This is a genomic window from Marinomonas profundimaris, from assembly GCF_000508165.1.
Taxonomy (GTDB): Bacteria; Pseudomonadota; Gammaproteobacteria; order Pseudomonadales; family Marinomonadaceae; genus Marinomonas; species Marinomonas profundimaris.
In genome coordinates, this window is record NZ_AYOZ01000045.1 from 52,308 (window position 1) to 77,158 (window position 24,851).

Genomic DNA, 24,851 nt, shown 5'->3' on the forward strand with positions numbered 1-24,851 from the left:
CGAAACAAATTACTTCATGGTCGGCATAGAGAACTCAGGGCCCGCACGTAATCCGGTAGGCCATCGCGCCGTGATGGTTTTCATGCGAGTGTAGAAACGCACGCCATCTGGCCCATGCATGTGCAAAGGTCCAAATAAAGAACGCTTCCAACCACCAAAACTGTGAAACGCCATTGGCACAGGAATTGGCACGTTTACGCCCACCATGCCCACTTGCACTTTTTCAGTGAATTGACGTGCCGTATCACCGTCACGCGTAAAGATAGCGGTGCCATTGCCATATTCGTGCTGGTTAATGAGCGCCAACCCTTCTTCGTAAGAGTCCACTCGAACCACACACAATACCGGGCCAAAAATTTCTTCGTCGTAGATGCGCATTCCCACTTTCACGTGGTCGAAAAGCGTTGGACCAACAAAGTAACCTTGTTCATGATTTTTACGCACAAAATCACGCCCATCGACCACTAATGCTGCGCCTTGCTCCACGCCAGAGGTAATGTAATCACGTACTTTTTGCGCGTGTTCTTTGCTCACTAATGGCCCCATGTGCGGTTCATTTTCAATGTCATATTGTTTGTACAAACCTGGTCCAACTGTCATGGTTGAAATTTCAGTTTGCAGCTTGGCAATCAAATTATCAGCCACTTCATCACCCACACATACGGCAACCGAAATCGCCATACAACGCTCCCCCGCCGAACCATACGCTGCGCCCATCAAGGAGTTCACTACTTGATTTGGGTCTGCGTCTGGCATCACCAACATGTGATTTTTCGCGCCACCCAATGCCTGTACTCGTTTGCCATGTGCACTGGCGGTGGCATAAATGTATTCTGCAATTGGTGTTGAGCCGACAAAACTCACTGCTTGAATGCGCTCGTCTGTCAGCAAAACATCCACCGATGTTTTATCGCCGTTAACAACGTTAAACACACCCTCTGGCAAACCGGCTTCTTTCAATAATTCTGCAAGGCGCATGATGGTGCTAGGGTCTTTTTCCGACGGTTTCATTACGAACGTATTCCCGCAAGCAATGGACACAGGGAACATCCACATTGGCACCATGGCAGGGAAATTGAACGGGCTAATGCCGGCACAAACGCCAAGCGGTTGCATCAAGCTATAGCTGTCTACACCGCGGCCAACGTTTAAACTGTGTTCGCCTTTTTGAAGGTGCGGAATACCACAAGCAAATTCCACCACTTCCAAGCCGCGCGTCAATTCCCCCATCGCGTCGGAATACACCTTGCCGTGTTCACTGGCAATCAGCTCAGCCAATTCATGACTGTGAGCCTCGACCAAGGCTTTAAATTTAAACAAGACCCGCGCTCGGTTTAATGGCGTGATTTGCGACCAGCTTTCAAACGCGGTTTGCGCTGACGCTATGGCCGCTTGTGTTTCTTCGATCGTACTCAAGCTAACCGACAGGGAAACTTCACCAGTCGCGGGGTTAAAGACGTTTGCTTGACGAGACGAGGCACTGACGACACATTGGTTGTCGATGAAGTTACCCATTACTTTGTTCAAATTAGACATTTATTTCTCTCTTTAATGGCATGAAGACCAAAATACATGAAGACCAAGGAAGCTTGCTCAGAACGCAAACCCAGCTTTTTCTAAATTCGAGGACAAGTAGTCGTAGCCTTTTGTCGCGTACGTCAATGGGTGTGCAATCGCTGGATCCTGTTCCGCTTCCACGACAATCCAACCTTGGTAGCCCGCCGACTTGAGCACTTCAAAGATAGGAAAATAATCAATACTGCCATCACCTGGAACGGTATAAACCCCCTCTAACACGGCGTTTAAAAACGCACTATCGCGGTTAAGGTTGTCTTTTAATACGCTAGGACGAATGTCTTTGCAGTGCACATGCACAATGCGTTTCGCGTGTTTTTTTGCCATTGTTAGCGCATCGCCACCTGCAAATGTGATATGACCAGTATCGAGTAACAAACCGACATTGTTCCCCGTCATTTCCATAAGCTTGTCGACTTCTTCTGCGGTTTCAATCACGGTGCCCATATGATGGTGATAAGCCATTTTTACGCCTTGTTCCGCCATATAATCGGCCACGGCTGTCATGCGTTTTGCATATTCTTCCCATTGGCTGGCCGTCATTCGCGGACGTTGTGACAAAGGCGCAGCTTGATCACCATGAATACAGCCACTGACTTCGGCAAAGACCATGACATTCGAACCTAACGCCTTGAGCAAATTCAGATGATCCTGCATCGCGGTAATTTCGTCTGCAACGCTTCGTTCTAATAAGCGTGCGCTATACCAACCGGAAACAAGAGACAAGTCATGCGCTTTTAGTATTGGCCCCAAGACAGACGCATCACGAGGAAATTTATTGCCTAATTCAACCCCGCTGTAACCCGCTTGACGCGCTTCGCTTAAGCACACTTCAAGCGGTGTATCCGCTCCTAAAGAAGGCAAATCGTCATTGGTCCACGTTAATGGGTTAATGCCAATTCGGATATTAGATTGGGTTGTTGCGCTGTTATTTTTATTGTTGCTGTTCATAGGATTGCTCCAAGCTCTGATCTAAAAATGGTTAATAAGGCTGCATTTGTTTGGCTATTTTGTATTGACGTTCGGCGTTTTTGACTTCGTCACGGCTCGACACTTCTGGCACCGCCACATCCCACCACGCACCACCTTCTTGGGTGCTCGGCATCGGATCGGTATCAATCGCAATCACATAGGTTTTATCGCTGGCTTTCGCCCGCACTAACGCGGCTTCTAAATCGGCTAGACAAGCCACCTGCTCTGATGCCGCACCTAAGGCTTTGGCGTGTGCCGCAAAGTCGGTCTTTGGTGCGCCTGAGTCGACGGTATGGCAGTTCTGTAATAAGTTATTAAATGGTTCGCCACCACACGCTTGCTGCAAACGATTAATGCAAGCGTAACCTCGGTTGTCTAACACCACGATGGTGAGTTTTAAGCCCAACATCACGGACGTGGCGATTTCTGAGTTCAGCATCAAATAGCTGCCGTCCCCGACCATCACAATCACATCGCGCTCTGGCGTTGCCATCTTCACGCCAAGACCGCCAGCCAATTCGTAACCCATACACGAAAAGCCGTATTCCACGTGATAACCAAGGTCCGACGAAGTACGCCAAAGTTTATGTAATTCACCCGGTAAGCCACCCGCAGCTTGCACGATTGTGCTGTTGGTTGATGCAAATCGATTGATCACACCAATGACATTGGCGTCCGTAGGTAAATAATGCTTATTGCTCGCTTGCGCAGGTAACGCAGTAACTTCATCAACAGTCGATAACCATGCTTGATTCAAAGCCTGAACCTGATTACTCCATGACGTTGGTGCTTTCCAACCCGAAGTAAGCTGAGCCCGTAATTCTTCGAGCGTCGACTTTGCATCACCGACCAATGGCAAAGCGTTGTGCTTCTCGGCATCGAACGGCGTAATATTTATGCTCAATAACGTGTGATTCGGGTTGGCAAATAAAGTACGAGACGCTGACGTAAAATCTTGCAAACGCGTGCCAATGGCGATGATCAAATCCGCTTCTTGTGCCGCTTTGTTGGCGGCACTGGAACCTGTCACGCCAACCGACCCTAGATTTAATGGGTGATCCCACGCTAATGCACCTTTGCCCGCTTGCGTTTCACAAGCAGGAATCTGATATTGCTCAACAAAGGCTTTCGCTTCTTCCACCGCCAAACTGTAATGCACGCCACCGCCCAGTAGAATCAACGGTTTTCTCGCCGCCTTGATGGCGTCAACCGCCGCCGTAAGTTGATCCAGATCCGTTCGGTTACGTCGCAGTGTATGGACTTTCTTAGTAAAAAATCTGGTTGGAAAATCAAACGCCATGGTTTGCACATCTTGCGGCAACGCCAAGGTGGCAGGACCACAAGTAACGGGATCCAGCATGGTATTAATGGCCGCCGGTAAGCTGGTAATCAGCTGTTCTGGGCGATTTATACGATCAAAATAACGCGACACAGGACGAAAACAATCATTCACCGACAAAGTCGGATCATTAAAATGCTCCACTTGTTGTAACACAGGGTCTGGCGTTCGAGTCGCGAAGACATCACCCGGCAAAAACAACACGGGCAAACGGTTCGCCATCGCCAATCCTGCGGCCGTAATCATGTTGGTCGCACCAGGGCCGATCGACGATGTACAAGCCATAATGCGCTGACGTCGATGCTGTTTGGCGTAAGCACACGCGGCCAACGCCATGCCTTGTTCGTTGTGCGCTCGAAAAGTCGTAAATTGATCTTTCACTTGCGCCAACGCTTCCCCCATTCCCGCCACATTTCCGTGTCCGAAAATCGCCCAAGCACCTCCGAATAACGGCACTTCGACGCCATTCATCACGATAAACTGGGCTTGAAGATGCTTCACCAAAGCCTGCGCCATGGTTAACCGTAAAGTCTCCATTTTTCTACCCCTCCATCCGCTTAGCGATGTTCTCACTAAGGCTCGCATTATTACGTTGTTGCCACAAATCACTCATTTCTAAATAGTTCTTTTTCACACTGGCAATGAATTCGGCATCGTTGATGTTTTTTCTTAGCCACGCTTTGGTTGGCTCAGAAAATATCGTTCGACCAATGGCAAAGCCTTTGCAAATATCTTGTCCTGCCGCCGCACTAAAGCCAGCTTTTAGCGCTTCAACTGGCGCATCCAAGCCCAGTAATACCACACCTCGACAATAAGGCGCTCGCGCTTTAATCAGGTCACCGATCTTTTGCCAAGCCGCTTTGCTCGGCGATGGCAACTTCCACCAATCTGGGAAAACCCCTAAGTTGTAAAAGCGCTCAATTGAACGAGACAAGGTATCGTCTTGCACGTCTGAGTCCGCAGGCGGAATGATTTCCACCAGTAATTCATGCCCTGTCGTACAGCAAGCACGATAAAGGTCCATGATTTTTTGCTCTTGCTCATTGCGCAAACGGCTTTCATCGTCTGGATGATAAAACACCAAACATTTCACGATGTGGTTTGCCGGCCAAGTCGCAATGGCTTGCCCAACGTTATTGCCTAACTCAAAACGCAGCGGTCGACTACTTGGTAATTCCACTGGGCGAGCAATCCAATGGTCTTTGCCCGTAATGTCATTCAAAACGTCCTGAGCAAAGGTGCCATCGGCTAAAATACCTGTGCCTCCGACTTTTTCATCTAATGACGCTGCACCTTGGTAAGCGGCTTCTAAAATCAATTTTTTGGCTTTCGGAATTTGTGATAACGGCGCGCCTGCTTCTCGGCACATATCGACAAATTGACGTCTGTGATCGAAGGCCAAAATACACATGTCTTGCCATTGTTTGGCATGATCGTCACGAACCGTGCGCTGTGTTGTCACGCGATGAAGATAATTTAAGACCGGATCAAGATCCGGTCTTGGGATGTTATTTCTATGTATCAGATAATAATCCAACTCTTCTCGGCTTGGCATGGCGGGCGAACAACCGTGACGAGACACCACAATCGCGCCACATGCATTTGCGTAATCGCAAGATTTTTCAGTGGCTTCACCTTGAATCCAGCCGCGCAAATAACCACTTAAAAACGCATCGCCTGCGCCCAATACATTAAGAACATCAACGGTTACGCCATAACGAGTAATGCCTTCATCTAGAGTAGAAGGAATCGCGCCTTTAAACACAGAGCACCCCAATGCACCGCGCTTTACGACGAATTCGGCTGATGAGACCTTTCGAATCCGTTTTAGGCATTCGATGGTGTCTTCGCAACCCCCCGCAATATGAAACTCTTCTTCGGTGCCAACCACCAAATCGCATAACGGCATAATGGATAAAAGGTGCTGAGTAACGGATTCATTGGAGACAAATCGATTTTCGCCTTCACCACGGCCTGTTAAGCCCCACAAAACTGGACGGTAATCGATATCGACCACAACGTTGGTGTTGTTGGCTTTCGCGTATTCAATGGCTTTTCGGGCCGCTTTGTCCGTGCCTTTGGTCGAAAAATGCGTGCCGGTAATTAACAAGGCTTTTGCTGAAGCAATGTACGCTTCGTCAAAGTCGTTTTCACTGATCGCCATATCGGCACAATTCTCACGATAGAAAATCAACGGAAAAGTGTCTTTGTCCTTGATACCTAATAGCACCAAACCGGTTAAGCGCTCTTCATCAGTAACAACGTGAGAAACATCCACACCCGCGCGCGCTAACTCTTTGCGAACAAATCGCCCCATGTGCTCGTCACCCACTCGCGTTAACATCGCGGATTTCAACCCCATACGAGATGTACCAAACGCGATATTACAAGACGAGCCACCCAGGTATTTTTTAAAGCTGCTCACGTCTTCTAATGGCGCACCAATCTGTTCCGAATACAGGTCAACCGCGGCACGACCTAAGCAAATAACATCCAATTTTTTATTATTCATTTTCGTTCCCCATCGTACTGTTCAACCTCGACCCACGCTCTTTTATCAACCGATTCCACCACGTGATCGAGAATGATATTGACCTGCGTAGCGGCTCGGAAATCCGGCCATAAAGGTGTGTTGTTGACTATGCCTTGGAATAAGTCTCGGATTTCAACGGCCTTCATGTCATTGAACCCCAAACCATGACCCGCGGAGACACAAAATGCCCGATAATCAGGGTGCTCAGGGCCGACTAAAATACGCTTAAAGCCTTGGGTTTGCGGATTACCTTCATTGATATACAAAGCCAATTCTGACAAGGTTTCCTGATCAAAAACCAAGCTCCCTTTCGTGCCCGTAATTTCAAATGACAAACCATTTTTTCGCCCCCAAGCAATGCGAGACGCTTCCAATGTGCCTTGCGCACCATTGGTAAACCGCACCATCATATGCGCCTGATCGTCGTTTTCGACCTCGCCTACACCATCTTCGGCCTGTGCACATGGACGCTGCTTATGAACCACTTTCAAATCCGCGCATAACGAGCAAATAGGCGCTACCAAATGCGTGGCTAACTGAACAAGATGAGACGCTAAATCGTTGAGCGCACCAGTGCCCGCAAACTGCTTTTGCAAACGCCAACTAAAAGGCAAATTGGCGTCGGCCAAATAATCTTCATTAAATACGCCACGAAAATGCACCACGTCACCAATATCGCCACGTTCAATCAATTGCTTGGCAAATTGCACGGTGGGATTTTTGATGTAATTGAAACCCACTAGAGTTTTTACGCCCGCTGATTCTGCCGCTTCCGTCATTTCTTTGGCATCGTCGGCGTTAAGCGCTAAGGGTTTTTCGCTGTAAACATGCTTGCCTGCCGCAATGGCTGCCAGAGCAATCTCTTTATGAAGAAAGTTCGGTGCGCAAATGTCCACGACATCAATGTGAGGATCACTAACAAGTTGCTTCCAATCCCCCGTTGAACGGTTGAAACCCAATTCTTGAGCCTTTATTTCCGCCAGTTCTGGCGTCGCATCGGCCAACATCTCACACTGCAGTTGTTCTTGTGAAATGGCAAAAGCAGCCATCGCATTGCGATAAGCAATGGCGTGTGCTTTTCCCATATAACCTGAACCGACCAAACCAACGCGCATTTTGTTAGTCGTCATAATGGCTTTCCTTATGCGGTAGCATCCAATCGGCTAAACTCTTCTAATTCGGCCGTCAATTCGTCCAACTCTTGACCACCCGCCATCATTTCCAAAACGTCTTCGCGGCTCACTTCTGACTTCAAAAAAGAACCCAAGCTCTGACCACGATTTAATAAGGTAAATCGATCGGCAATTGGATAAGCATGATGAACGTTATGAGTAATCAGGATCACCGCCAAACCACGCGCTTTGGCTTTCGCGACCACTTTTAGAACATTGGCGGACTGTTTAACGCCCAACGCCGCCGTTGGCTCATCGAGAATCAATACTTTGGCGCCAAAATGAATCGCTCGGGCGATGGCCAAACATTGCTTTTCACCACCAGACATGGTGCCAATTGCCTGAGAAGGGTCGCGTACATTGATGCCCATTTCAGCCATACCAGCTTGAGCAATTCTATTGGCTTTTTCCAAATCGAAACGTTTGAAAATGCCTCGTCCTGTTGTTAGCTCACGTCCCATGAAAAAGTTACGCGTTACACTCATTAAAGGCACCAGAGCAAGATCCTGATACACGGTGGCAATGCCAGCGTCGAGGGCTTCAACGGGGGATTTAAAAACAACCGGTTTGCCGTCTAAATAGTATTCTCCTTCACTCGGTGCATGCACTCCCGCCAGTGTTTTGATTAGGGTCGACTTTCCTGCGCCGTTGTCGCCTAACAAACAATGAACCTCACCCAATTTCACCTGCATGTTAATGTCTTTCAGGGCTATTACGGATCCGAAAAAGCGGCTCACGTTCTTCAATTCAATTATAAATTCGCTCATTTTTGTTCTCCTAAATTCTTCATCCAAAAAGTAAACTCAAAAGCAAAAACATGACTAATGTCGGGCTTCTGTCACTTTTTTACGAATGTAGTTGTTGAACAAAACAGCAATTAACAGCATGCCACCTAAGAAAACTCGGAACCAATCAGAATCAATACCGGTAAAGAAAATCCCCATTTGCACTACACCAAAGATCAATGCGCCAAAGCAGGCACCAATCACAGAACCATAACCACCAGTGAGTAACGCTCCACCAATAACAACGGCAATAATCGCTTCGAATTCTTTTAATACACCTCGGTCCGCGGCGGCAGAACCAAATTCGAACACCTGGCAAGCGGCATAAACCGTGGCTGTGAATGCGGTAAACATGAACAAAGAGATTTTTACTTTATCAACGGGAACCCCTACATTACGAGCGGCTTTATCGTCACCGCCTGTGGCAAAAATCCAGTTACCAAAAGAAGTGCGAAGCAATACCCAGCTCGCCACAATGGCCAATCCGATACACCAAATGATCACCATAGGAATACCATCAACGATTGGGTAGCCATCTTTATACGTGCTGATCAGCCCCATATCAGCCAACCAGATGAAGAATCCATGCCCTATCGTGCCGCCAAATACCACGGCTAACCAATCACCTTCGGCGTATTTATCGATGCCACCGATGATAGTGCGATTAGTAAATAGAATAGACAACGCGATGGTTAAGCCGCGCAGAATGAAAAGAAACGCTAAGCTCACAATAAAGGAAGGTAAGCCCGTTTTAACGACAATATAGCCATTAATAAAGCCAATCATCATGGCGCCGACAAACGCAAAAAGAATCGCACCCCAAATTGGCCAACCCCAATACACGGCGGGAATAGTCATCATCATGCCGGCAAAACCGATCATCGAACCGATGGATAAATCAAACTCACCCGCAATCATTAACAAGCACGCGCTGATGGCGATGAGCCCTAATTGAGCGGACACCGTTGCCCAGTTCATAATGCCGTCTGAAGCAAACATGCCAGAGTCACCCGCGGTAATAAAAAAGAACACAAACACCAAAACCGCACCTGAAATCGCACCGAATTCTGGGCGATGTAACAGACGCTTCCATGCAGGCACCTTTCGGACTCGCTCATCTACTGCCGTATCGCTTTCGGCTGACTTATCTCGTCCCATTTCAGATACATCCACCGAGTGAATTTGATCAGTCATAACATCTCACCTATTTTTTATATTTAATTTTTTATATTTATTTTTTTGTGATTTCTAATCGCGTTCTAGCGATCTACTCTAGTACGCGATAGAGCTCATGTCTTTTGTTTCAACAATGGCATCATAATAGAATATTTGTTTCATTTTTTTCAATAGGCAAAATAAATATTTTTATTAAATTTGCAAAATACGCCCATAAATGACTCTAAAAGCCGTCTTTTTAAAATAATTAATACTTATAAAACAATAATATAAACAAATTAAAATCAAATAAAATCAAAAATTCTATATTATTGCAATTATGAAATATTCATTCTACTATCAGCTCGACTCTGATCAAAAACGAATCAGTATCGGTATTTACTAAATCCAAAAATGCGTAATAACAACAATAAATAAACAAAACGGAGATAGTTGGAATGAAGAATTTTCTCAAGAAAAGTACAGCCATATTGGTAGCCAGTGCGGCAACGCTGGGCGTGATGTCCATGTCGTCAGCCGTCCACGCAGAAGGTGAACGTTATGTGTTCATTTCTCATGCACCCGATTCTGATTCTTGGTGGAACGTCATTAAGAATGCGGTGAAACACGCGGCGTCGGATATGGATGTCACGGTAGAGTATCGTAACCCGCCAACAGGTGATCTCGCGGATATGGCACGCATTGTTGAACAAGCTGTCGCGACTAACCCAGACGGCATTGTGCTTTCCATTGCGGACTTCGATACATTGGAAGGCCCTTTAGCAAAAGCCACCCGTAAAGGCATTCCTTTTATTACCATGAACTCTGGCACTCAGGCCCAATCCAAAGCGCTAGGCGCGCTATTACACGTTGGTCAACCTGAATTTGCGGCGGGTTTAGGCGCGGGCGAGCGCGCGAAGAAACAAGGCGTGAAATCCTTCTTATGTGTGAACCATTATATTACCAACCCGGCCTCTGTTGAACGCTGCATGGGCTTCGCGAAAGGGCTCGGTATAGAATTAGGCAGCCAGATGATTGACTCTGGGTCCGATCCGACCAACGTAGAAACCAAAGTGTCAGCGTATTTGCGCAAGCACCCTGATACTCAAGCCATTCTCACATTAGGGCCAACCTCGGCGCACCCAACATTGCGTGCATTGTCTAAAAACAGAAATCTTAAAGACATTTATTTTGGGACATTCGATTTAAGTGGCGAAATTTCTGACGCGATTAAAGATGGTCGAATCGACTTTGCGATTGACCAACAACCGTATTTACAAGGTTATCTACCAATCAGCTTCCTAACACTTTACTCACGCTACGGCTTGATCCCTAGTAACGATGTAAATTCAGGGCCTGGATTTATCACCAAAGACAACATTGCCTTGGTAGAGAAATACGCAGGAGAATTCCGTTAATTCGAGCTAAAAATACGAACGGAGGTTACGGATAACCTCGCTATGATTGATACTTCCAGCGGCAGAGCTTCGCCCAGTCTGCTGCTTTAATCACAGAAAAACCAACAAGTATTTCAGCTAAAACACCGCTATAATACTTGCCATAATATGGGCATTACATCACTACATTTAGGAGTCATTTTTGGCTGCACCAACGTCTTTGGAACAACTACAACAAGCCATTAGTCGAAACTACGACGACTTAAGTAAACGACTACAACAAGTGGCGCGCTTTTTATTAGAACACCCCAACACTGTCGCGCTTGAAACCGTCGCCAGTCTGGCCGTTCAATGTGATGTACCACCTTCTACCTTGGTTCGTTTTGCCGCCGCTTTTGAATACAATGGCTTTAGCGAAATGCAAAATTTATTTCGCCAATCGTTAGTCGAGCAAACATCCAGCTACAGTGAACGTGTCAAGCTGAGTAAAAGCACGTCTAGTACTAAAACTGATGCCTCTCATATTTTAGAAGAGTTCAGCAGCAGTAATGCCTTTTCAATGAATCACATGAACCATCATTTCTCTCAAGAAATGTTAAGTAAAGCGGTGGATTTACTAGAAAACGCTCAGAATATTTATTTAATTGGTTTACGCCGCGCCTTCCCTATTTCCAGCTATTTTGCCTACAGTTTAAGACACTTAAACAAAACCACCCATCTTATTGATGGCGGCGGCGGAATGCTCATTGAACAAGCCAGTAACATCCGTGAAAACGATGTTATTATTGCCACAACATTCAGCCCGTACGCCAAAGAAACCGTCAATGTGAGTGAGTTTGCCTTCAAAGCCGGCGCAAAAGTGATTGCGATTACCGACAGTAAAATCAGCCCATTGGCCGCATTGTCTGATGTGTGCTTCGATATAAAAGAAGCCGAAGTCATGGGGTTTCGCTCTCTCACGTCTTCTATGACATTGGCACAAACGTTACTGGTTGCGTTAGCGTATCGACTCGACAGCGATAGGAAAATTGGCGATTCGAAACAAATAGAATGGGAACATTAGCCATCAAGAGTATGATCACTGTCTCGTTTCAGCACCCAATACAAATAGCCAATAATAAGCAGGTTAAACAGCAATATGGACACGCTAACAACACTTATATTTTGATAGATAGCGTGAAGTTCAAATGGAATATAGAGTGAACCGCTGATAAAGGCGAACCATTCTGTCCAGCGTAATTTTCGCCACAGTCCGTACGCCATGATAAAACGGAAGCTCGCGTACAAAATCGCAATCAGTGTGATTAAAGTAACGCTTTGATGTGTGATGGTGTCAATGAACCGAAGCAATAAACCAAGATAATGATTGTCTGTAGAAAGTGACCAGGTTTGCATCAAACGTTCTGTCAATTGATAAAGGTCTTGCCCCGCCACGACATTAATCCCAACCGCCACCAGCAACGCCAACAGGCCTTTCACCCCTTCAAATAAAGCGATGGCATTTAACGCCTCAAACTTCATACACCCCGTTACTCCTTTTAAAAAAACAGCTTAACCATACAAGATGACAATTAAATGATGGTTTATTGTTATTTTGACGACTACGGTATTGTACGACGAACAGAAAAACAGCCATAAAAAAAGCAAGCCAGATACGATTATCTGACTTGCTTTTTATGACCCTAAAGCGTGAATTACACTTTAAATTTATCCAAGGATGTCGCTTGCTGTGTCGTAATCTCGACCATGGTTTTACACAGTGAAGATTGCTCATTCGCCGCATCAGAAACCGACTGACTAATATCACGTATGTTCGTCGTATTACGATTGATCTCGTTCGACGTAGCGCTTTGTTCTTCTGCTGCTGCCGCAATTTGCACGGTCATATCATTGATTTCATTGATGCTGGAACGAATAACATGCAATGAATCTTTTGCTTGGTTTGCAATAAGCTGCGTTGAATTCGCATTTTCTCGGCTTTCAAGAATGACTTTTTCAGCGCTTCTCACACCAGTTTGAAGCTGCTGGATCATTTTCTGAATTTGTTCCGTGGATTCCTGAGTTTTCGACGCAAGCGTTCGAACTTCATCGGCTACTACCGCAAAACCTCGGCCTTGCTCACCTGCACGAGCCGCTTCGATCGCCGCGTTCAATGCCAACAAGTTCGTCTGATCGGCGATATCTGTAATAACCGTCAAGATAGATTCTATGTTGTCGCTGTAAACCACAAGATCATTAATGGTTTTAACAACGTCACCCATCTGATCGGTTAATTGCGCAATCGATTTAGTTGTCCGTTCAACAACCGCTTCACCTTCTTTCGCAGCCACATCGGCCTGATTCGCTCGGCTCGCCGCGCTTTGTGCGTTATCGGCAACATTGTGTGCCGTTGAAGACATTTCTTGCATTGCCGTCGCAAGTTGATCCAATTCGTTTAGCTGAGTATGCAACTCAGCAGAAGAGCGGGCAGACGATGCCGCGGTTTTGTCTGTATTGCTACGAACATTCAATGAACGCCCTTTCACTTCGCTGATCAAGTGCTGCAAGTAATCAACGAACTGGTTAAACTCCTCGGACACGGCGCCAAATTCATCATTGGTAGTCACTTCAAGGCGCTTGGTTAAGTCGCCACCACCGCCATTAATCTCTTGCAATGACTCATGCAATGCGCGCAATGGTTGCAGTAAACGCGTGATCACGAAGAATAAGATCACGGATACGATGAGTGTCGCGATCAAGGTACCTAAGAATGCGATCCAACCAAATTCACGTACGTTGGCAAACAACTTACCTTCATCCAATACCACACCGACATACCAGTCTGCACCATATAAGTTTGGCAATGGGCTAAAAGTCACATAAACAGACGTGCCATCTACGAGTGTGTTTTCAACCAATTCGGTTTTTAAAACAGAAATTCTGTCTTTGAGTAAATTCGATACCTCTTTGCCATTTAACTCGGCATTTGGATGGCTGATAATTTTGCCCGTTTTATTCAATAAAAAAGCATAGCCAGTGTTATTGAAGTTCAGAGAATTAACGGCATCGGAAACAGTTTTAAGACTTAAATCACCACCAAAAGAGCCTTTAAATTGGCCTTTGTCCGAAATGTCAGCGATCACAGAAATAAGCACATCACCATCCGTAGAAAGGTAAGGTTCAGTCAAAACCGCTTGTTTATGGTTTTTCCCCATGTCGTACCAAGGACGCTTACGCGCATCCCAGCCTGTTGGGTTCCAAGATCGATCGTTAGTAATAAGTGTACCATTGGTGTCTAAGCCACCAAACAACAGTATAAATTCGTCTTGATAAAGTGGCACATCGAACGCTTTTTGAATGGTCTCCGCACTGTAATCAACATCAATGGTTTGAGAAATAACCTCAATCAAATCCATTTTGCCTTTCAGCCAGTTATTCACTTGTAGTGCGAGTGCTTTACTACTTTCTTGAGTACTGATCGTTGTTTTTTCAAACAGTTCGGCTCTTAGGTTACTGTATTGCAACCATGAATACGCTGTAAATGCTAAAGCAACCACAATGGAAGCACAGACGACTACTTTATGAGATACCTTCATTCTTTCACTATCCTATTTATAAATCTTGAGAATATGACATCGCTCATTAATGTTAGTTCGATTTCTCAGGACTACCACTTTTTTTGATATGACGATTTTTTTCAAAATTTATAACACGACGTTGTTAAGATCTATCTTTAAAAAGTTTTTTTTTGTAGGTGATTGAAATAACTAAGAATAAGTCCGTGTGACAAAGCCGCTCTAGGTCAGCGTGAGCAGTTTTCGACGTGCCATTGAGTTGGAAAGAAAAGGCGTATTTTCATGAAGTTATCCTGATTATACATGATGGCTAATACAGCGATTTCACAAGAGCAAACACACGGTTTTACGTAGACATAAAAAAACCCGCGAACCTTTCGGGTCGCGGGTTTACGTGTTGGTAACACTAGGAGATTAAGCGAGATCGAAACGATCCAGCTCCATTACTTTCGTCCACGCTGCCACAAAATCCGTCACAAAACGGTCTTGTGAATCGGAGCAAGCATAGACTTCAGCAATTGCGCGAAGTTGCGAGTTCGAGCCAAAGACCAAATCAGAACGCGTTGCGGTCCATTTGATCTTACCGGTTTTACGATCTCGCCCTTCAAACTCATCGTCATCATTTGAAACTGAATTCCACTTCGTACTCATGTCCAACAAGTTGACGAAAAAATCATTCGTTAATGTTTCAGGCTGCGTCGTTAGTACGCCTTGTTTTGACTGACCAAAGTTCGTACCCAAGACACGCATTCCGCCTAAGAGCACGGTCATTTCAGGCGCTGACAAGGTCAATAGTTGAGCTCGATCCAGCAAAATTTCTTCTGCACTGATCGTGTATTTGCCTTTCTGATAATTTCGAAAACCATCAGCGATAGGCTCAAGCACATCAAACGATTCCACATCGGTTTGTTCCTGAGACGCATCCGTACGACCTGGCGTGAATGGTACGGTTAGCTCTCTGCCTGCGGCTTTGGCCGCTTTTTCAATACCAACGGAACCCGCTAATACAATCAGATCCGCGATAGACACCTGCTTATCAGAACCGCGGTTAAACTCGGCCTGAATCGCGTCTAACGAACTCAACACACTCGCCAACTGTTTCGGTTGGTTCACTTCCCAATCTTTTTGTGGCGCAAGACGAAGACGAGCACCATTTGCACCGCCGCGCATATCAGAACCACGGTACGTCGACGCGGATGCCCACGCGGTGGTTACAAGCTGTGACACGGACAAACCAGAAGCCGATATGCTCGCTTTCAACGCAGCTACATCTTGATCATCAATCATCGCATACGATGCAGCGGGAATAGGATCCTGCCAAATTAGAGATTCTTGAGGAATCAATGGCCCTAAGTAACGCGCCACTGGCCCCATGTCTCGGTGCGTCAACTTGAACCAAGCTCGAGCAAACGCATCCGCTAATTGGTCTGGGTTTTCATGAAAACGCTTAGAAATAGGCCCGTAAATAGGGTCATCCCGCAATGCCAAATCCGATGTAAACATGATTGGAGCATGGCGTTTCGCGTCATCATGCGCATCAGGCACACTGTTAGAACCAGCCGTGCCTTTTGGTGTCCATTGCCAAGCACCCGCTGGGCTTTTAGTCAGTTCCCATTCGTAGTCAAATAGGTTATCAAAAAAACCGTTGTCCCATTTGATTGGGTTTTTCGTCCAAGCGCCTTCCAAGCCACTAGAAATCGTGTCTACACCATTTCCTGTTCCTTGAGTATTGCTCCAACCAAACCCTTGTTCTGCCAAACCTGCAGCTTCAGGATCGGCTCCCACTTGTGCCGCATCACCAGCACCGTGCGCTTTACCGAAGGTATGACCGCCTGCAATCAACGCCACAGTTTCTTCATCGTTCATGGCCATTCGGCCAAAGGTGTCACGAATATCTCGCGCGGATGCCAAAGTATCCGGCTTACCATCTGGACCTTCTGGGTTAACGTAGATCAAACCCATTTGTACTGCTGCTAGTGGATTTTCAAGATTTCGATCCCCTTGGTAGCGATTGTCATCCAACCACGTTTTTTCAGCGCCCCAGTAAACATCATTTTCTGGTTCCCACACATCCACACGGCCACCAGCAAAACCAAAGGTTTTGAATCCCATGGATTCAAGCGCGCAGTTACCGGCAAGAATCATCAAATCGGCCCAAGAAATTTTACGCCCGTACTTTTGCTTAATAGGCCAAAGCAAACGACGCGCCTTGTCTAAATTCACGTTATCTGGCCAGCTGTTTAACGGCGCAAAGCGCTGCGTTCCTGATGTCGCACCACCACGACCATCAGCAGTACGGTAAGTCCCTGCACTGTGCCAAGCCATACGAATCATAAAAGGGCCGTAATGACCGTAGTCGGCTGGCCACCAGTCTTGAGAATCGGTCATCAATGCATAAAGATCGCTTTGCAATGCGGCTAGATCCAAGCTTTTAAATTCTTCTGCATAATCAAACGCCTCGCCCATTGGGTTCGATTTAGCGGAATGCTGATGAAGCACACTCAAATCCAATTGGTTTGGCCACCAATCTTTATTTGTTGTACCACGACCTGCGGACTGACTTGATCCTGCGGCGCCGTGGTTAAAAGGACACTTGCTTTCATTTGACATAACTTTCTCTCCTGCTTAGTACGTAGATCATCTTATTCTTAAGTAACTATAGTTATAGACTTATAATTTAAGACAAACCAATAAATAAAAACTAACAAGATGATAGCGATACTCCACTCCTCTTAAATCGCCACCAAATGGTGCGTTTCAACAATGAAACACGCATTCCAACCAATAAAAACCAGCGTTGCATTAGAAAACACAAACAGACCTATCAATACTTTTCACTATTTCACCCTAGAACACGTCGTACATTAGACGAATACAAACGCATCCCATGAGACCAAACGTACACTTTTCTCACTTTTGGTTCATTAGTTGCTTATAAAATAAACAAGCTATGTTGGCTTATTCATCATGGAGACGATTATGACGCACTCAGATTATCCATTAATGGAAGTTCCTCAGAACAAACGCCGTGGTTTATTACCCATGGCATTTATTCTGCTTGGGTTTACCTTCTTCACGGCGACCATGTGGGCTGGCGGGACATTAGGCACCGCTTTTTCTTTTTCCGAATTACTCTTAGTTATCTTAGTCGGCAATTTTCTACTTGGCTCGTACGCGTCGTGTTTGGCGTTAATCGCTTATAAAAGCGGTTTAAACAGCGCATTAATGGGTCGGTTTTGCTTTGGGGAGGTGGGTAGCAAACTGTCTGACGTCATTCTCGGCTTCACTCAGATTGGCTGGTATGCGTGGGGAACCGCAACATTGGCCATTGTTTTGGTCAAGGTCACGGGTATTCCAGATGCGTGGCAAACACCGTTAATGGTTCTGTTCGGCATGGCGTTTTGCATTACCGCCATGGTTGGCTTTCGTGGCATGGATCTTTTATCTCGTGTGGCCGTCCCTGTGATGTTGATCTTTATTTTAATCAGCCTTTATACAGGCTTTGTGGATGTGGGTGGTGTGTCTGTTTTATTTGGCATCGAACCGACCCAAAGCCTAAGTTTTACCGCCGCCATTACTATTGTTATTGGTACCTTTGTAAGTGGGGCAACACAAGCCACCAATTGGAGCCGCTTTGCCAACAGTGGAAAAGTTGCCATCTGGGCCACCATGGCGGCGTTTTTTGTAGGCAATGGCTTGATGGTTTTAACCGGTGCGCTTGGCACCTTAATCTACCAACAGGCCGACATTGTGGATGTGATGCTGGCGCAAGGTTTTTTGGTATTGGCGGTACTCATGCTGTTTCTTAATATTTGGACGACGCAAGACAATACAATTTATAACTTTGCCGTTGCCGGTTGTAATTTACTTCGTACAGACAAACGTCGAACGGTGACTGTCATTGGCGCAGCCATCGGCACTGTGATGGCGGTTTTTGGTATGTACAACTTTTTGATTCCCTTTCTGGTTCTATTAGGAACGTTTATTCCGCCCATTGGCGGTGTGATCATGGCCGACTTTTGGTTGCGTCATAAAGGCCAATACCCCTTATTGGAAAATACACAGCTGCCCGCTTTCAACTGGATTGGACTTGGCTCGTACGCCGTCGCGTCTGCGGCCGCTTTTATTTCCCCCATTGCGCCGCCGATTGTCGGGGTATTGGTCGCCTTTGTGATGTATGGCATTTTATTGTCGCAGTTAAAAACGAAACCGAGTCGGACACTCCACCAAAGCTAATCCACTCACACGCTGTTATTTGGTCTTTTAGCCATCAACCAAATAACAGCGTCATTGCATATTTTGAGTATTACATCTCATAAACTAAAATACGTTATTTAAGATATTGGACAAACGATCAACGAATCAGACAAACTCTCTTTAATGCAACACGATGCAACAACACCATACTTTCCATAACGACCGAGAATTTTATGCGACTAATTAACGCCCGTTTACGTCAGCGACCTGAGTTATTCACCTTAACCATTGAAAACGGTCGCTTTGCTCAAATAGAAGCACAAGACGGCACGTTAGCCCTGACAAAAGGAGCACTGGATACTGCAGGTAACCTTGTGTGCGCACCATTCATCGAGCCCCATATTCACCTAGATGCCGCGTTAACGGCAGGCGAGCCAGAATGGAACCAGAGCGGCACTCTCTTCGAAGGCATAGAGCGCTGGAGCCAGCGAAAGCCCATGTTGAACGAAGCCGACATTCGCAAGCGCGCACTCTCAACTATTGAATTGTTGGTACAAAACGGTGTGCAAGCTATTCGGACTCATGCAGACACAACAGACCCCACATTAATCGGCGTTCGCACTTTGTGTGCATTGCGAGACGAGCTAAAAGACAAAATAGACCTTCAAGTGGTCGCCTTCCCTCAAGACGGCATGCTGTCCTACCCAAACGGCTTAGCCCTGATGGAAGAAGCGCTGGAAATTGGCGCCGACGTGGTCGGAGGTATTCCTCATTTTGAATACACCCGAGAATTGGGTGAAAAATCGATCAAACTCATTATAGAATTGGCAAAAAAGTACGATCGATTGGTCGACGTACATTGTGACGAAATAGACGATCCAAACTCTCGCTTTCTTGAATTTCTTGCTTGCGAGGCACTGTTCCAAGACATGGGCTCCAACGTCACCGCCAGCCACACCACCGCCATGCATTCCTACGACAACGCCTATTGTTCAAAACTGTTTCGCTTACTGAAGAATTCTGGCATTAATTTTATCTCTTGCCCCACCGAAAGCATTCATCTACAAGGTCGATTCGACACTTACCCAAAACGCCGTGGAGTGACTCGGGTTAAAGAACTGCGCGAAGCCAATATCAACGTCTGCTTAGGGCAAGATTCTATCTTCGACCCTTGGTATTCGCTTGGAAACGGCAAACTGTTACGCACCTTAGATTTTGCTTTGCACATTTGCCAAATGATGGGCTATCAAGACTACGCCAGCGCACTGGACATGATCACCGATAACAGTGCAAAAACAATGCGCCTAGAAAATTATGGCATCGAAGTCGGCAACCCTGCCAATTTCATACTGCTAGATGGTCACGATGATTACAGCGTGTTGCGAAAACAGGGTGACGTGTTGATGTCCGTTCGTCATGGCAACATCATCATGCAAAGAGAACCCGCTCGCATTATTTGGGAAGATCCGTCATTTCAACTGGGATGAACAATGCATCGCACCCGACTCATATAAATCAAAATTCGCTGCCAATTCTGGCAGCGAATTTCAAAAACACATCAAAATAACGCCTTACCTCTTCTTCTGAATACATTTTATTACCTTAATGTGTACGATATTTTTTGCGGTTACAAACATCCTTTCCTAGACTTTCATTAATCTGACTTAGGTAAAAAAGGACTGTGTATGCGTATCCATTCAATTCGAATCAAGATGATGTTGCCGATTGTATTCCTTTCCATCATTCTCGTTGGCCTATTTACCTTTATGATGTTCATGAGCAGCGTGCAAAAAAGCGCCATGAAAGTACAAGCCGAACACTACTTCGAAGCCATTTCGGAAGTCCTGAATGCTGACAGAGACATTTATCAAGCGCGACTAGCACAAGAAAAAATCCTCACAGGCGAAGGCACGCTAGAAGGCAATGAAGCCGATTTCAGGGACAATGCCCAACAAGTGTTTGATCGCTTCCAGCTCTACAGAAAATTTCTTAAAGACGAGCCAGAAGAGCTGTTAAGCCCATTCGAAAACTTTGACTCGCTTTACAGTGAATGGGTGGCCGTCAGTGAAAAACTGCTGGATTCATCTAAAAAAGGCATTCAGTTTTCTCAAAACGTGAACAACATGGATGAGGAGTTTCAAGTCATCCGAAATATGCTGGATGAAGCGGGAGAAAACCTACGGACACACACCAAGAATATTAAAGCAGATCTAAGCTCCTCGTCAGAATTCAACAATTACATTGAAGCCATATCAGAAGTCCTAAATGCCGATAGAGACATTTACCAGGCACGTTTAGCGCAGCAGAAAATTATTAATGGCGTCGGAGACTTTGAAGAAAATAAAGAAAGCTTCAAGCTCAATTCTGCGCAAGCATTAAACAGATTCCAAACCTATCGAGCTCTGCTTCTTAATAACCCAGAACTCACCGAAAATTACGCCAATTTTGACGTACTATTCAACAAGTGGCTGCAAGAAAGCCTAAAACAACTGGACTCGCCAGATGCTAAAAACCATGCAAAATTACCGCAAGAGTTTATTATTGCGGATCTTAAATTTTCAGAAATAAGAGACATACTTGATGTCGCTGGTGAAACCGTACGTGACCACTCTCGTTTAATGGAAGCGAAAACAGAAAGCGACCTATTATTAAACCAAGAGATTGCCATGGTTATTATTGCCATCGCATTTGTGGTTGCGTTATTACTTGGCTACTTCATTCCACTGACCATCACGAAAAATGTAGAAAGTATGGCGCTACGAATTCGTGAAATAGCCGATGGCGATGGTGATTTAACGCAACGAATTAATTCAAAAACAAAAGATGAGTTAGGGGATCTTGCTCATGAATTTGACCACTTTGTAGAGCAACTGCGTAAAATCATTGGCAATATTCACACTCAATCTACCGCATTAGGCGGCATGACGGCGGGATTGAAAAGCGCATCAGAAAACACCAATAATATTTCTCATGCGTTAGGAGAGGCATCGGCCTCTATGATCAGCGCGGGCCATGAAATGAATTCCTCGAATCAAAAAATGGCAATAGTCGCCACAGACACCGCCACGGAAGCGGAAACGTCCAGCGAATTAACAGCGCAAGGCATCCAAGCGGTAAACTCATCCCATAAAGCCATATCTAGCTTAATCAAAGACATTGAAGAATCACTAAGTCGAGCGGCCGATTTGGAAAAAAGTTCAGAAGCCATCAGCTCTGTATTAGAAGTCATTCGTAATATCGCAGAACAAACCAATTTGTTGGCGCTAAACGCCGCGATTGAAGCCGCCAGAGCGGGTGAACAAGGCCGAGGATTTGCCGTCGTTGCGGACGAAGTCAGAACACTCGCTACGCGAACGCAGAGCAGTACGGATGAAATTGAAACCATCATCGAACAGCTGAAAATCAATGTTCGTGAATCTTCGACATCCACACAAAACAGCCGTGAAAACGCGGACAATACCGCATCAAATTTCAACAGTGTTATTAGTATCTTTGACTCGCTGAATACCTCCTTTGGCAAGGTTCAATCCATGGCTTCTCAAACAGCAGAAGCCACACATGAACAAGCCACATTGGCCAATGACATCAACCAAAATCTAAGCTCGCTAAAAGCGCAAACAGACGGCGTTAAAGACGTTTCCAGCGTGATTAACAAACAATCAACGCAGATCACCGAGCTGTATAACACGCTCAATAAAGAAGTGGGTCGATTTAAAGTTTAACCAAATATCTACTACGTGCTAAACAAACCAAAACGCCGAAAGAAAAGCGCATTTTCTTTCGGCGTTTTGATAATTACCGCCTGCATTAGTCCGCCAATTATCGATTTAAAACGCGATCACGTTTTGCGGTGTACCATCTAAGAATGCGGCGACATTTTCAAACGCTATTTTAAAATAAAGCTCGTAGCTGTTTTTCTCAACATACCCTATGTGAGGTGAGCAAAGTACATTCGGCAACGACAATAAAGGCTCGCTCTCCAGATTAGCAGGCTCAGATTCAAACACATCAACCGCCGCACATTTTGTAGGATTCGATGACATTTGACGAAACAAAGCGCCCGTTTCCACCAACTCCGCACGGCTGATATTCACAAACAATGAATCTGGTTTCATTAATGCTAAATCGTTTTCCGTCACACACGCGGTTGTCGCCGGGTGCAGCCTTAAATGCAAAGAAATAATATCGGCGGTTTGGAAAAATTCAGCCTTAGTTGCCGCTACTGAGAAACCATGCTCTTGAGCAAGCGCTCGTGATGATTCACTTCCCCAAACAAGCACCTTCATTCCAAAGGTTTTCGCGTATTGTGCAATGCGCTGACCAATTTTCCCGTACCCCCAAATCCCGAGAACAGAGCCATTCAATACGCGCCCCAGTCCTAACGCACCCGATTGCTGCCATCGCCCATTGGAAAAATGAGACGCGTACGCTGGAATATGGCGTCTCGCGGCCATAATCAGCCCCCAACACAACTCGGAAGGTGCAACAGGAGACCCCACACCTTCCGCCACAGCAACCCCATACTGGTGACACAATTTAGCGTCAATATGATTGCTGATTTTTCCAGTTTGGCTGATCAATTTTAAATTTGGCAATCGAGACAGAAGTGCTTCCGTTATCACTGTACGTTCACGAATTAATACGCAGACGTCAAAATCAATTAAATTGGCGACTAAATCATCCACCGTTGTAAACGTCTCGTTAAAAACATGAATGTCATGACCTTCTAGAATACGAAAACAGTCAAGATCTTTTACGCAGTTTTGATAGTCATCTAATACGGCAATTTTCAAAGGGAGATCTCCTGAAGGGACGCTTGTTATGATCAAAAATTCATTTCATCATCCAATAAGATGAGAAACATTACCAGCACCATAGACACCCCCTTATCAAAATCAAAAAAAAGCCCCACTCAAGGCGGGGCAAAGACAGAAGTTAAAACGTTCAGCTTACCGAGATAAGGCTCGGTAAGTGATCAGTATCACACTCGCTCGAACACGGTTGCGATACCCTGCCCCATGCCGATGCACATGGTAGCAAGCCCGAGTGTTGCGTCTTTTTCACGCATCACATTAAGCAATGTGGTGGAAATACGCGTGCCAGAACAACCTAACGGGTGCCCAAGCGCGATCGCGCCACCATTTAAATTTACTTTCTGATCAACCAAATCAATCAATTTCAAGTCTTTCAGAACTGGAATAGATTGCGCTGCGAAGGCTTCGTTCAACTCAACAATGTCGATGTCACTGATGGTTAAACCTGCACGTTTAAGCGCTTTCTTCGTTGCTGGAACAGGGCCGTAACCCATGATCGCTGGATCACAACCTGCCACAGCCATGCTACGTACTTTTGCAATTGGCGTTAAACCAAGCTCTTCCGCTTTCTTCGCGGACATCATTAGCATGGCAGACGCACCATCAGACAAAGCGGAAGAAGTACCCGCTGTGACCGTGCCGACTTTTGGCATAAAAACAGGTTTTAGAGCCGCCAAGGATTCCATAGATGTTTCTGGACGAATCACTTCATCCACTTCCACTAGGATTTTATTTCCTTCAGAATCATGGCCTTCAATAGACACAATCTCATTGGCAAAACGACCTTGAAGTGTCGCTTCATACGCTAGACGATGCGAACGTACGGCAAACTCGTCTTGAGCTTCACGGCTGACACCGTGCATCTTCCCTAGCATTTCCGCGGTAACACCCATCATCATGGAGGCTTTCGCCATGTGTTTTGACAACGCTGGGTTTACATCAACGCCGTGCATCATGCCAACATGGCCCATGTGCTCAACGCCACCCACAACAAACATATCGCCTTGGCCTGTCATAATCGCTTGCGCTGCTGTATGAATCGCTGACATAGACGAACCACACAAACGGTTCACGGTTTGTGCTGCCGTTGTGATTGGCAAGCCAGCTAATAAGGACACGGCACGCGCCATGTTAAAACCTTGCTCTAGGGTTTGGTTAACACAACCCCAGATCAAGTCTTCAACGTCTTTTGGGTCCACGTCTGGGTTACGTTTGAACAAAGCTTTAACCAGCCCTGCTGATAAGTTCTCCGCTCGAACATTGCGAAAAACACCGTTTTTCGTTTTACCCATTGGTGAACGAACTGCGTCGATAATCACGACATCATTTGGATTCAGTTTCATGGAAATTCTCCTCTA

Annotated in this window: 17 protein-coding genes; 5 read left to right on the forward strand and 12 right to left on the reverse strand. The window is 45.8% G+C overall.

All coding sequences use genetic code 11. The features are described 5' to 3' along the window. Nucleotides 1-9: 9 nt before the first annotated feature. The 7 genes from D104_RS32450 to D104_RS32480 are packed head-to-tail and all read right to left on the reverse strand — an operon-like array spanning nt 10 to nt 9,570. Nucleotides 10-1,536 (reverse strand): CoA-acylating methylmalonate-semialdehyde dehydrogenase, encoded by a 1,527-nt coding sequence (locus D104_RS32450; RefSeq protein WP_024024832.1) that lies wholly within the window; start codon nt 1,534-1,536, stop codon nt 10-12. A gap of 57 nt (nt 1,537-1,593) precedes the next feature. Beyond that, nucleotides 1,594-2,526, reverse strand: a complete 933-nt coding sequence (iolE, locus tag D104_RS32455; RefSeq protein WP_024024833.1) for a myo-inosose-2 dehydratase — start codon at nt 2,524-2,526, stop codon at nt 1,594-1,596. 31 nt (nt 2,527-2,557) lie between these two features. Further along, nucleotides 2,558-4,423, reverse strand: a complete 1,866-nt coding sequence (gene iolD / locus D104_RS32460) for a 3D-(3,5/4)-trihydroxycyclohexane-1,2-dione acylhydrolase (decyclizing) (protein WP_024024834.1) — start codon at nt 4,421-4,423, stop codon at nt 2,558-2,560. Nucleotides 4,424-4,427: 4 nt separating this feature from the next. Next, the gene (locus tag D104_RS32465; protein WP_024024835.1) at nt 4,428-6,398 is read right to left on the reverse strand and encodes a bifunctional 5-dehydro-2-deoxygluconokinase/5-dehydro-2-deoxyphosphogluconate aldolase; all 1,971 of its coding nucleotides are present in this window, start codon (nt 6,396-6,398) and stop codon (nt 4,428-4,430) included. Beyond that, on the reverse strand, nt 6,395-7,549 hold the full coding sequence (locus D104_RS32470) for a Gfo/Idh/MocA family protein (protein WP_024024836.1): 1,155 nt from the start codon (nt 7,547-7,549) through the stop codon (nt 6,395-6,397). The genes D104_RS32465 and D104_RS32470 overlap by 4 nt, the downstream gene beginning before the upstream one ends. A gap of 11 nt (nt 7,550-7,560) precedes the next feature. Then, a complete protein-coding gene (locus D104_RS32475) occupies nt 7,561-8,358 on the reverse strand; it encodes an ATP-binding cassette domain-containing protein (protein ID WP_024024837.1) in 798 nt (265 codons plus the stop codon). Nucleotides 8,359-8,412: 54 nt separating this feature from the next. Beyond that, nucleotides 8,413-9,570: an ABC transporter permease gene (locus D104_RS32480; protein ID WP_024024838.1), complete on the reverse strand. Its 1,158-nt coding sequence runs from the start codon at nt 9,568-9,570 to the stop codon at nt 8,413-8,415. Between the two features lie 419 nt (nt 9,571-9,989). Here D104_RS32480 and D104_RS32485 point away from each other — a divergent pair, with 419 nt between their 5' ends. Next, a complete protein-coding gene (locus D104_RS32485; protein WP_024024839.1) occupies nt 9,990-10,949 on the forward strand; it encodes a sugar ABC transporter substrate-binding protein in 960 nt (319 codons plus the stop codon). A gap of 181 nt (nt 10,950-11,130) precedes the next feature. Continuing rightward, entirely contained in the window at nt 11,131-11,991 is an 861-nt protein-coding gene (locus tag D104_RS32490; RefSeq protein WP_024024840.1) for a MurR/RpiR family transcriptional regulator, read from the forward strand. Here the strand turns inward: D104_RS32490 and D104_RS32495 are convergent. The 3 genes from D104_RS32495 to katG all read right to left on the reverse strand — a co-directional run bounded on the left by D104_RS32495 (nt 11,988) and on the right by katG (nt 17,092). Continuing rightward, nucleotides 11,988-12,449: a DUF2127 domain-containing protein gene (locus tag D104_RS32495; protein WP_024024841.1), complete on the reverse strand. Its 462-nt coding sequence runs from the start codon at nt 12,447-12,449 to the stop codon at nt 11,988-11,990. The two genes, D104_RS32490 and D104_RS32495, sit on opposite strands and share 4 nt — an antisense overlap. A gap of 173 nt (nt 12,450-12,622) precedes the next feature. After that, a complete protein-coding gene (locus tag D104_RS32500; RefSeq protein WP_024024842.1) occupies nt 12,623-14,503 on the reverse strand; it encodes a methyl-accepting chemotaxis protein in 1,881 nt (626 codons plus the stop codon). A gap of 393 nt (nt 14,504-14,896) precedes the next feature. Further along, nucleotides 14,897-17,092: a catalase/peroxidase HPI gene (gene katG / locus D104_RS32505; protein ID WP_024024843.1), complete on the reverse strand. Its 2,196-nt coding sequence runs from the start codon at nt 17,090-17,092 to the stop codon at nt 14,897-14,899. 369 nt (nt 17,093-17,461) lie between these two features. Between katG and codB the strand changes: the two genes are divergently transcribed. From codB to D104_RS32520, 3 genes are all read left to right on the forward strand, one after another. Further along, a complete protein-coding gene (gene codB / locus D104_RS32510; RefSeq protein ID WP_024024844.1) occupies nt 17,462-18,718 on the forward strand; it encodes a cytosine permease in 1,257 nt (418 codons plus the stop codon). 194 nt (nt 18,719-18,912) lie between these two features. Continuing rightward, nucleotides 18,913-20,166 (forward strand): cytosine deaminase, encoded by a 1,254-nt coding sequence (codA, locus tag D104_RS32515; RefSeq protein WP_024024845.1) that lies wholly within the window; start codon nt 18,913-18,915, stop codon nt 20,164-20,166. Nucleotides 20,167-20,364: 198 nt separating this feature from the next. Continuing rightward, entirely contained in the window at nt 20,365-22,401 is a 2,037-nt protein-coding gene (locus tag D104_RS32520; protein ID WP_024024846.1) for a methyl-accepting chemotaxis protein, read from the forward strand. A 105-nt stretch (nt 22,402-22,506) separates the two neighbouring features. On the opposite strand, the gene D104_RS32525 is transcribed toward D104_RS32520, so the two are convergent. Both D104_RS32525 and fadA read right to left on the reverse strand, forming a co-directional pair. Beyond that, nucleotides 22,507-23,472: a D-2-hydroxyacid dehydrogenase family protein gene (locus D104_RS32525; RefSeq protein ID WP_024024847.1), complete on the reverse strand. Its 966-nt coding sequence runs from the start codon at nt 23,470-23,472 to the stop codon at nt 22,507-22,509. Between the two features lie 188 nt (nt 23,473-23,660). Beyond that, complete coding sequence (fadA, locus tag D104_RS32530) at nt 23,661-24,836, reverse strand: acetyl-CoA C-acyltransferase FadA (RefSeq protein ID WP_024024848.1); 1,176 nt, start codon at nt 24,834-24,836, stop codon at nt 23,661-23,663. Nucleotides 24,837-24,851: the final 15 nt, after the last annotated feature.

Excerpts from the sequence above, each read along its gene's own strand:
- codA (WP_024024845.1), top strand. The coding sequence starts at position 18,913 with ATGCGACTAATTAACGCCCGTTTACGTCAGCGACCTGAGTTATTCACC.
- D104_RS32450 (WP_024024832.1), bottom strand. The coding sequence starts at position 1,536 with ATGTCTAATTTGAACAAAGTAATGGGTAACTTCATCGACAACCAATGT.
- D104_RS32520 (WP_024024846.1), top strand. The coding sequence starts at position 20,365 with ATGCGTATCCATTCAATTCGAATCAAGATGATGTTGCCGATTGTATTC.
- D104_RS32495 (WP_024024841.1), bottom strand. The coding sequence starts at position 12,449 with ATGAAGTTTGAGGCGTTAAATGCCATCGCTTTATTTGAAGGGGTGAAA.
- iolD (WP_024024834.1), bottom strand. The coding sequence starts at position 4,423 with ATGGAGACTTTACGGTTAACCATGGCGCAGGCTTTGGTGAAGCATCTT.
- katG (WP_024024843.1), bottom strand. The coding sequence starts at position 17,092 with ATGTCAAATGAAAGCAAGTGTCCTTTTAACCACGGCGCCGCAGGATCA.
- D104_RS32485 (WP_024024839.1), top strand. The coding sequence starts at position 9,990 with ATGAAGAATTTTCTCAAGAAAAGTACAGCCATATTGGTAGCCAGTGCG.
- codB (WP_024024844.1), top strand. The coding sequence starts at position 17,462 with ATGACGCACTCAGATTATCCATTAATGGAAGTTCCTCAGAACAAACGC.
- D104_RS32475 (WP_024024837.1), bottom strand. The coding sequence starts at position 8,358 with ATGAGCGAATTTATAATTGAATTGAAGAACGTGAGCCGCTTTTTCGGA.
- D104_RS32480 (WP_024024838.1), bottom strand. The coding sequence starts at position 9,570 with ATGACTGATCAAATTCACTCGGTGGATGTATCTGAAATGGGACGAGAT.
- D104_RS32470 (WP_024024836.1), bottom strand. The coding sequence starts at position 7,549 with ATGACGACTAACAAAATGCGCGTTGGTTTGGTCGGTTCAGGTTATATG.
- iolE (WP_024024833.1), bottom strand. The coding sequence starts at position 2,526 with ATGAACAGCAACAATAAAAATAACAGCGCAACAACCCAATCTAATATC.
- D104_RS32500 (WP_024024842.1), bottom strand. The coding sequence starts at position 14,503 with ATGAAGGTATCTCATAAAGTAGTCGTCTGTGCTTCCATTGTGGTTGCT.
- fadA (WP_024024848.1), bottom strand. The coding sequence starts at position 24,836 with ATGAAACTGAATCCAAATGATGTCGTGATTATCGACGCAGTTCGTTCA.
- D104_RS32465 (WP_024024835.1), bottom strand. The coding sequence starts at position 6,398 with ATGAATAATAAAAAATTGGATGTTATTTGCTTAGGTCGTGCCGCGGTT.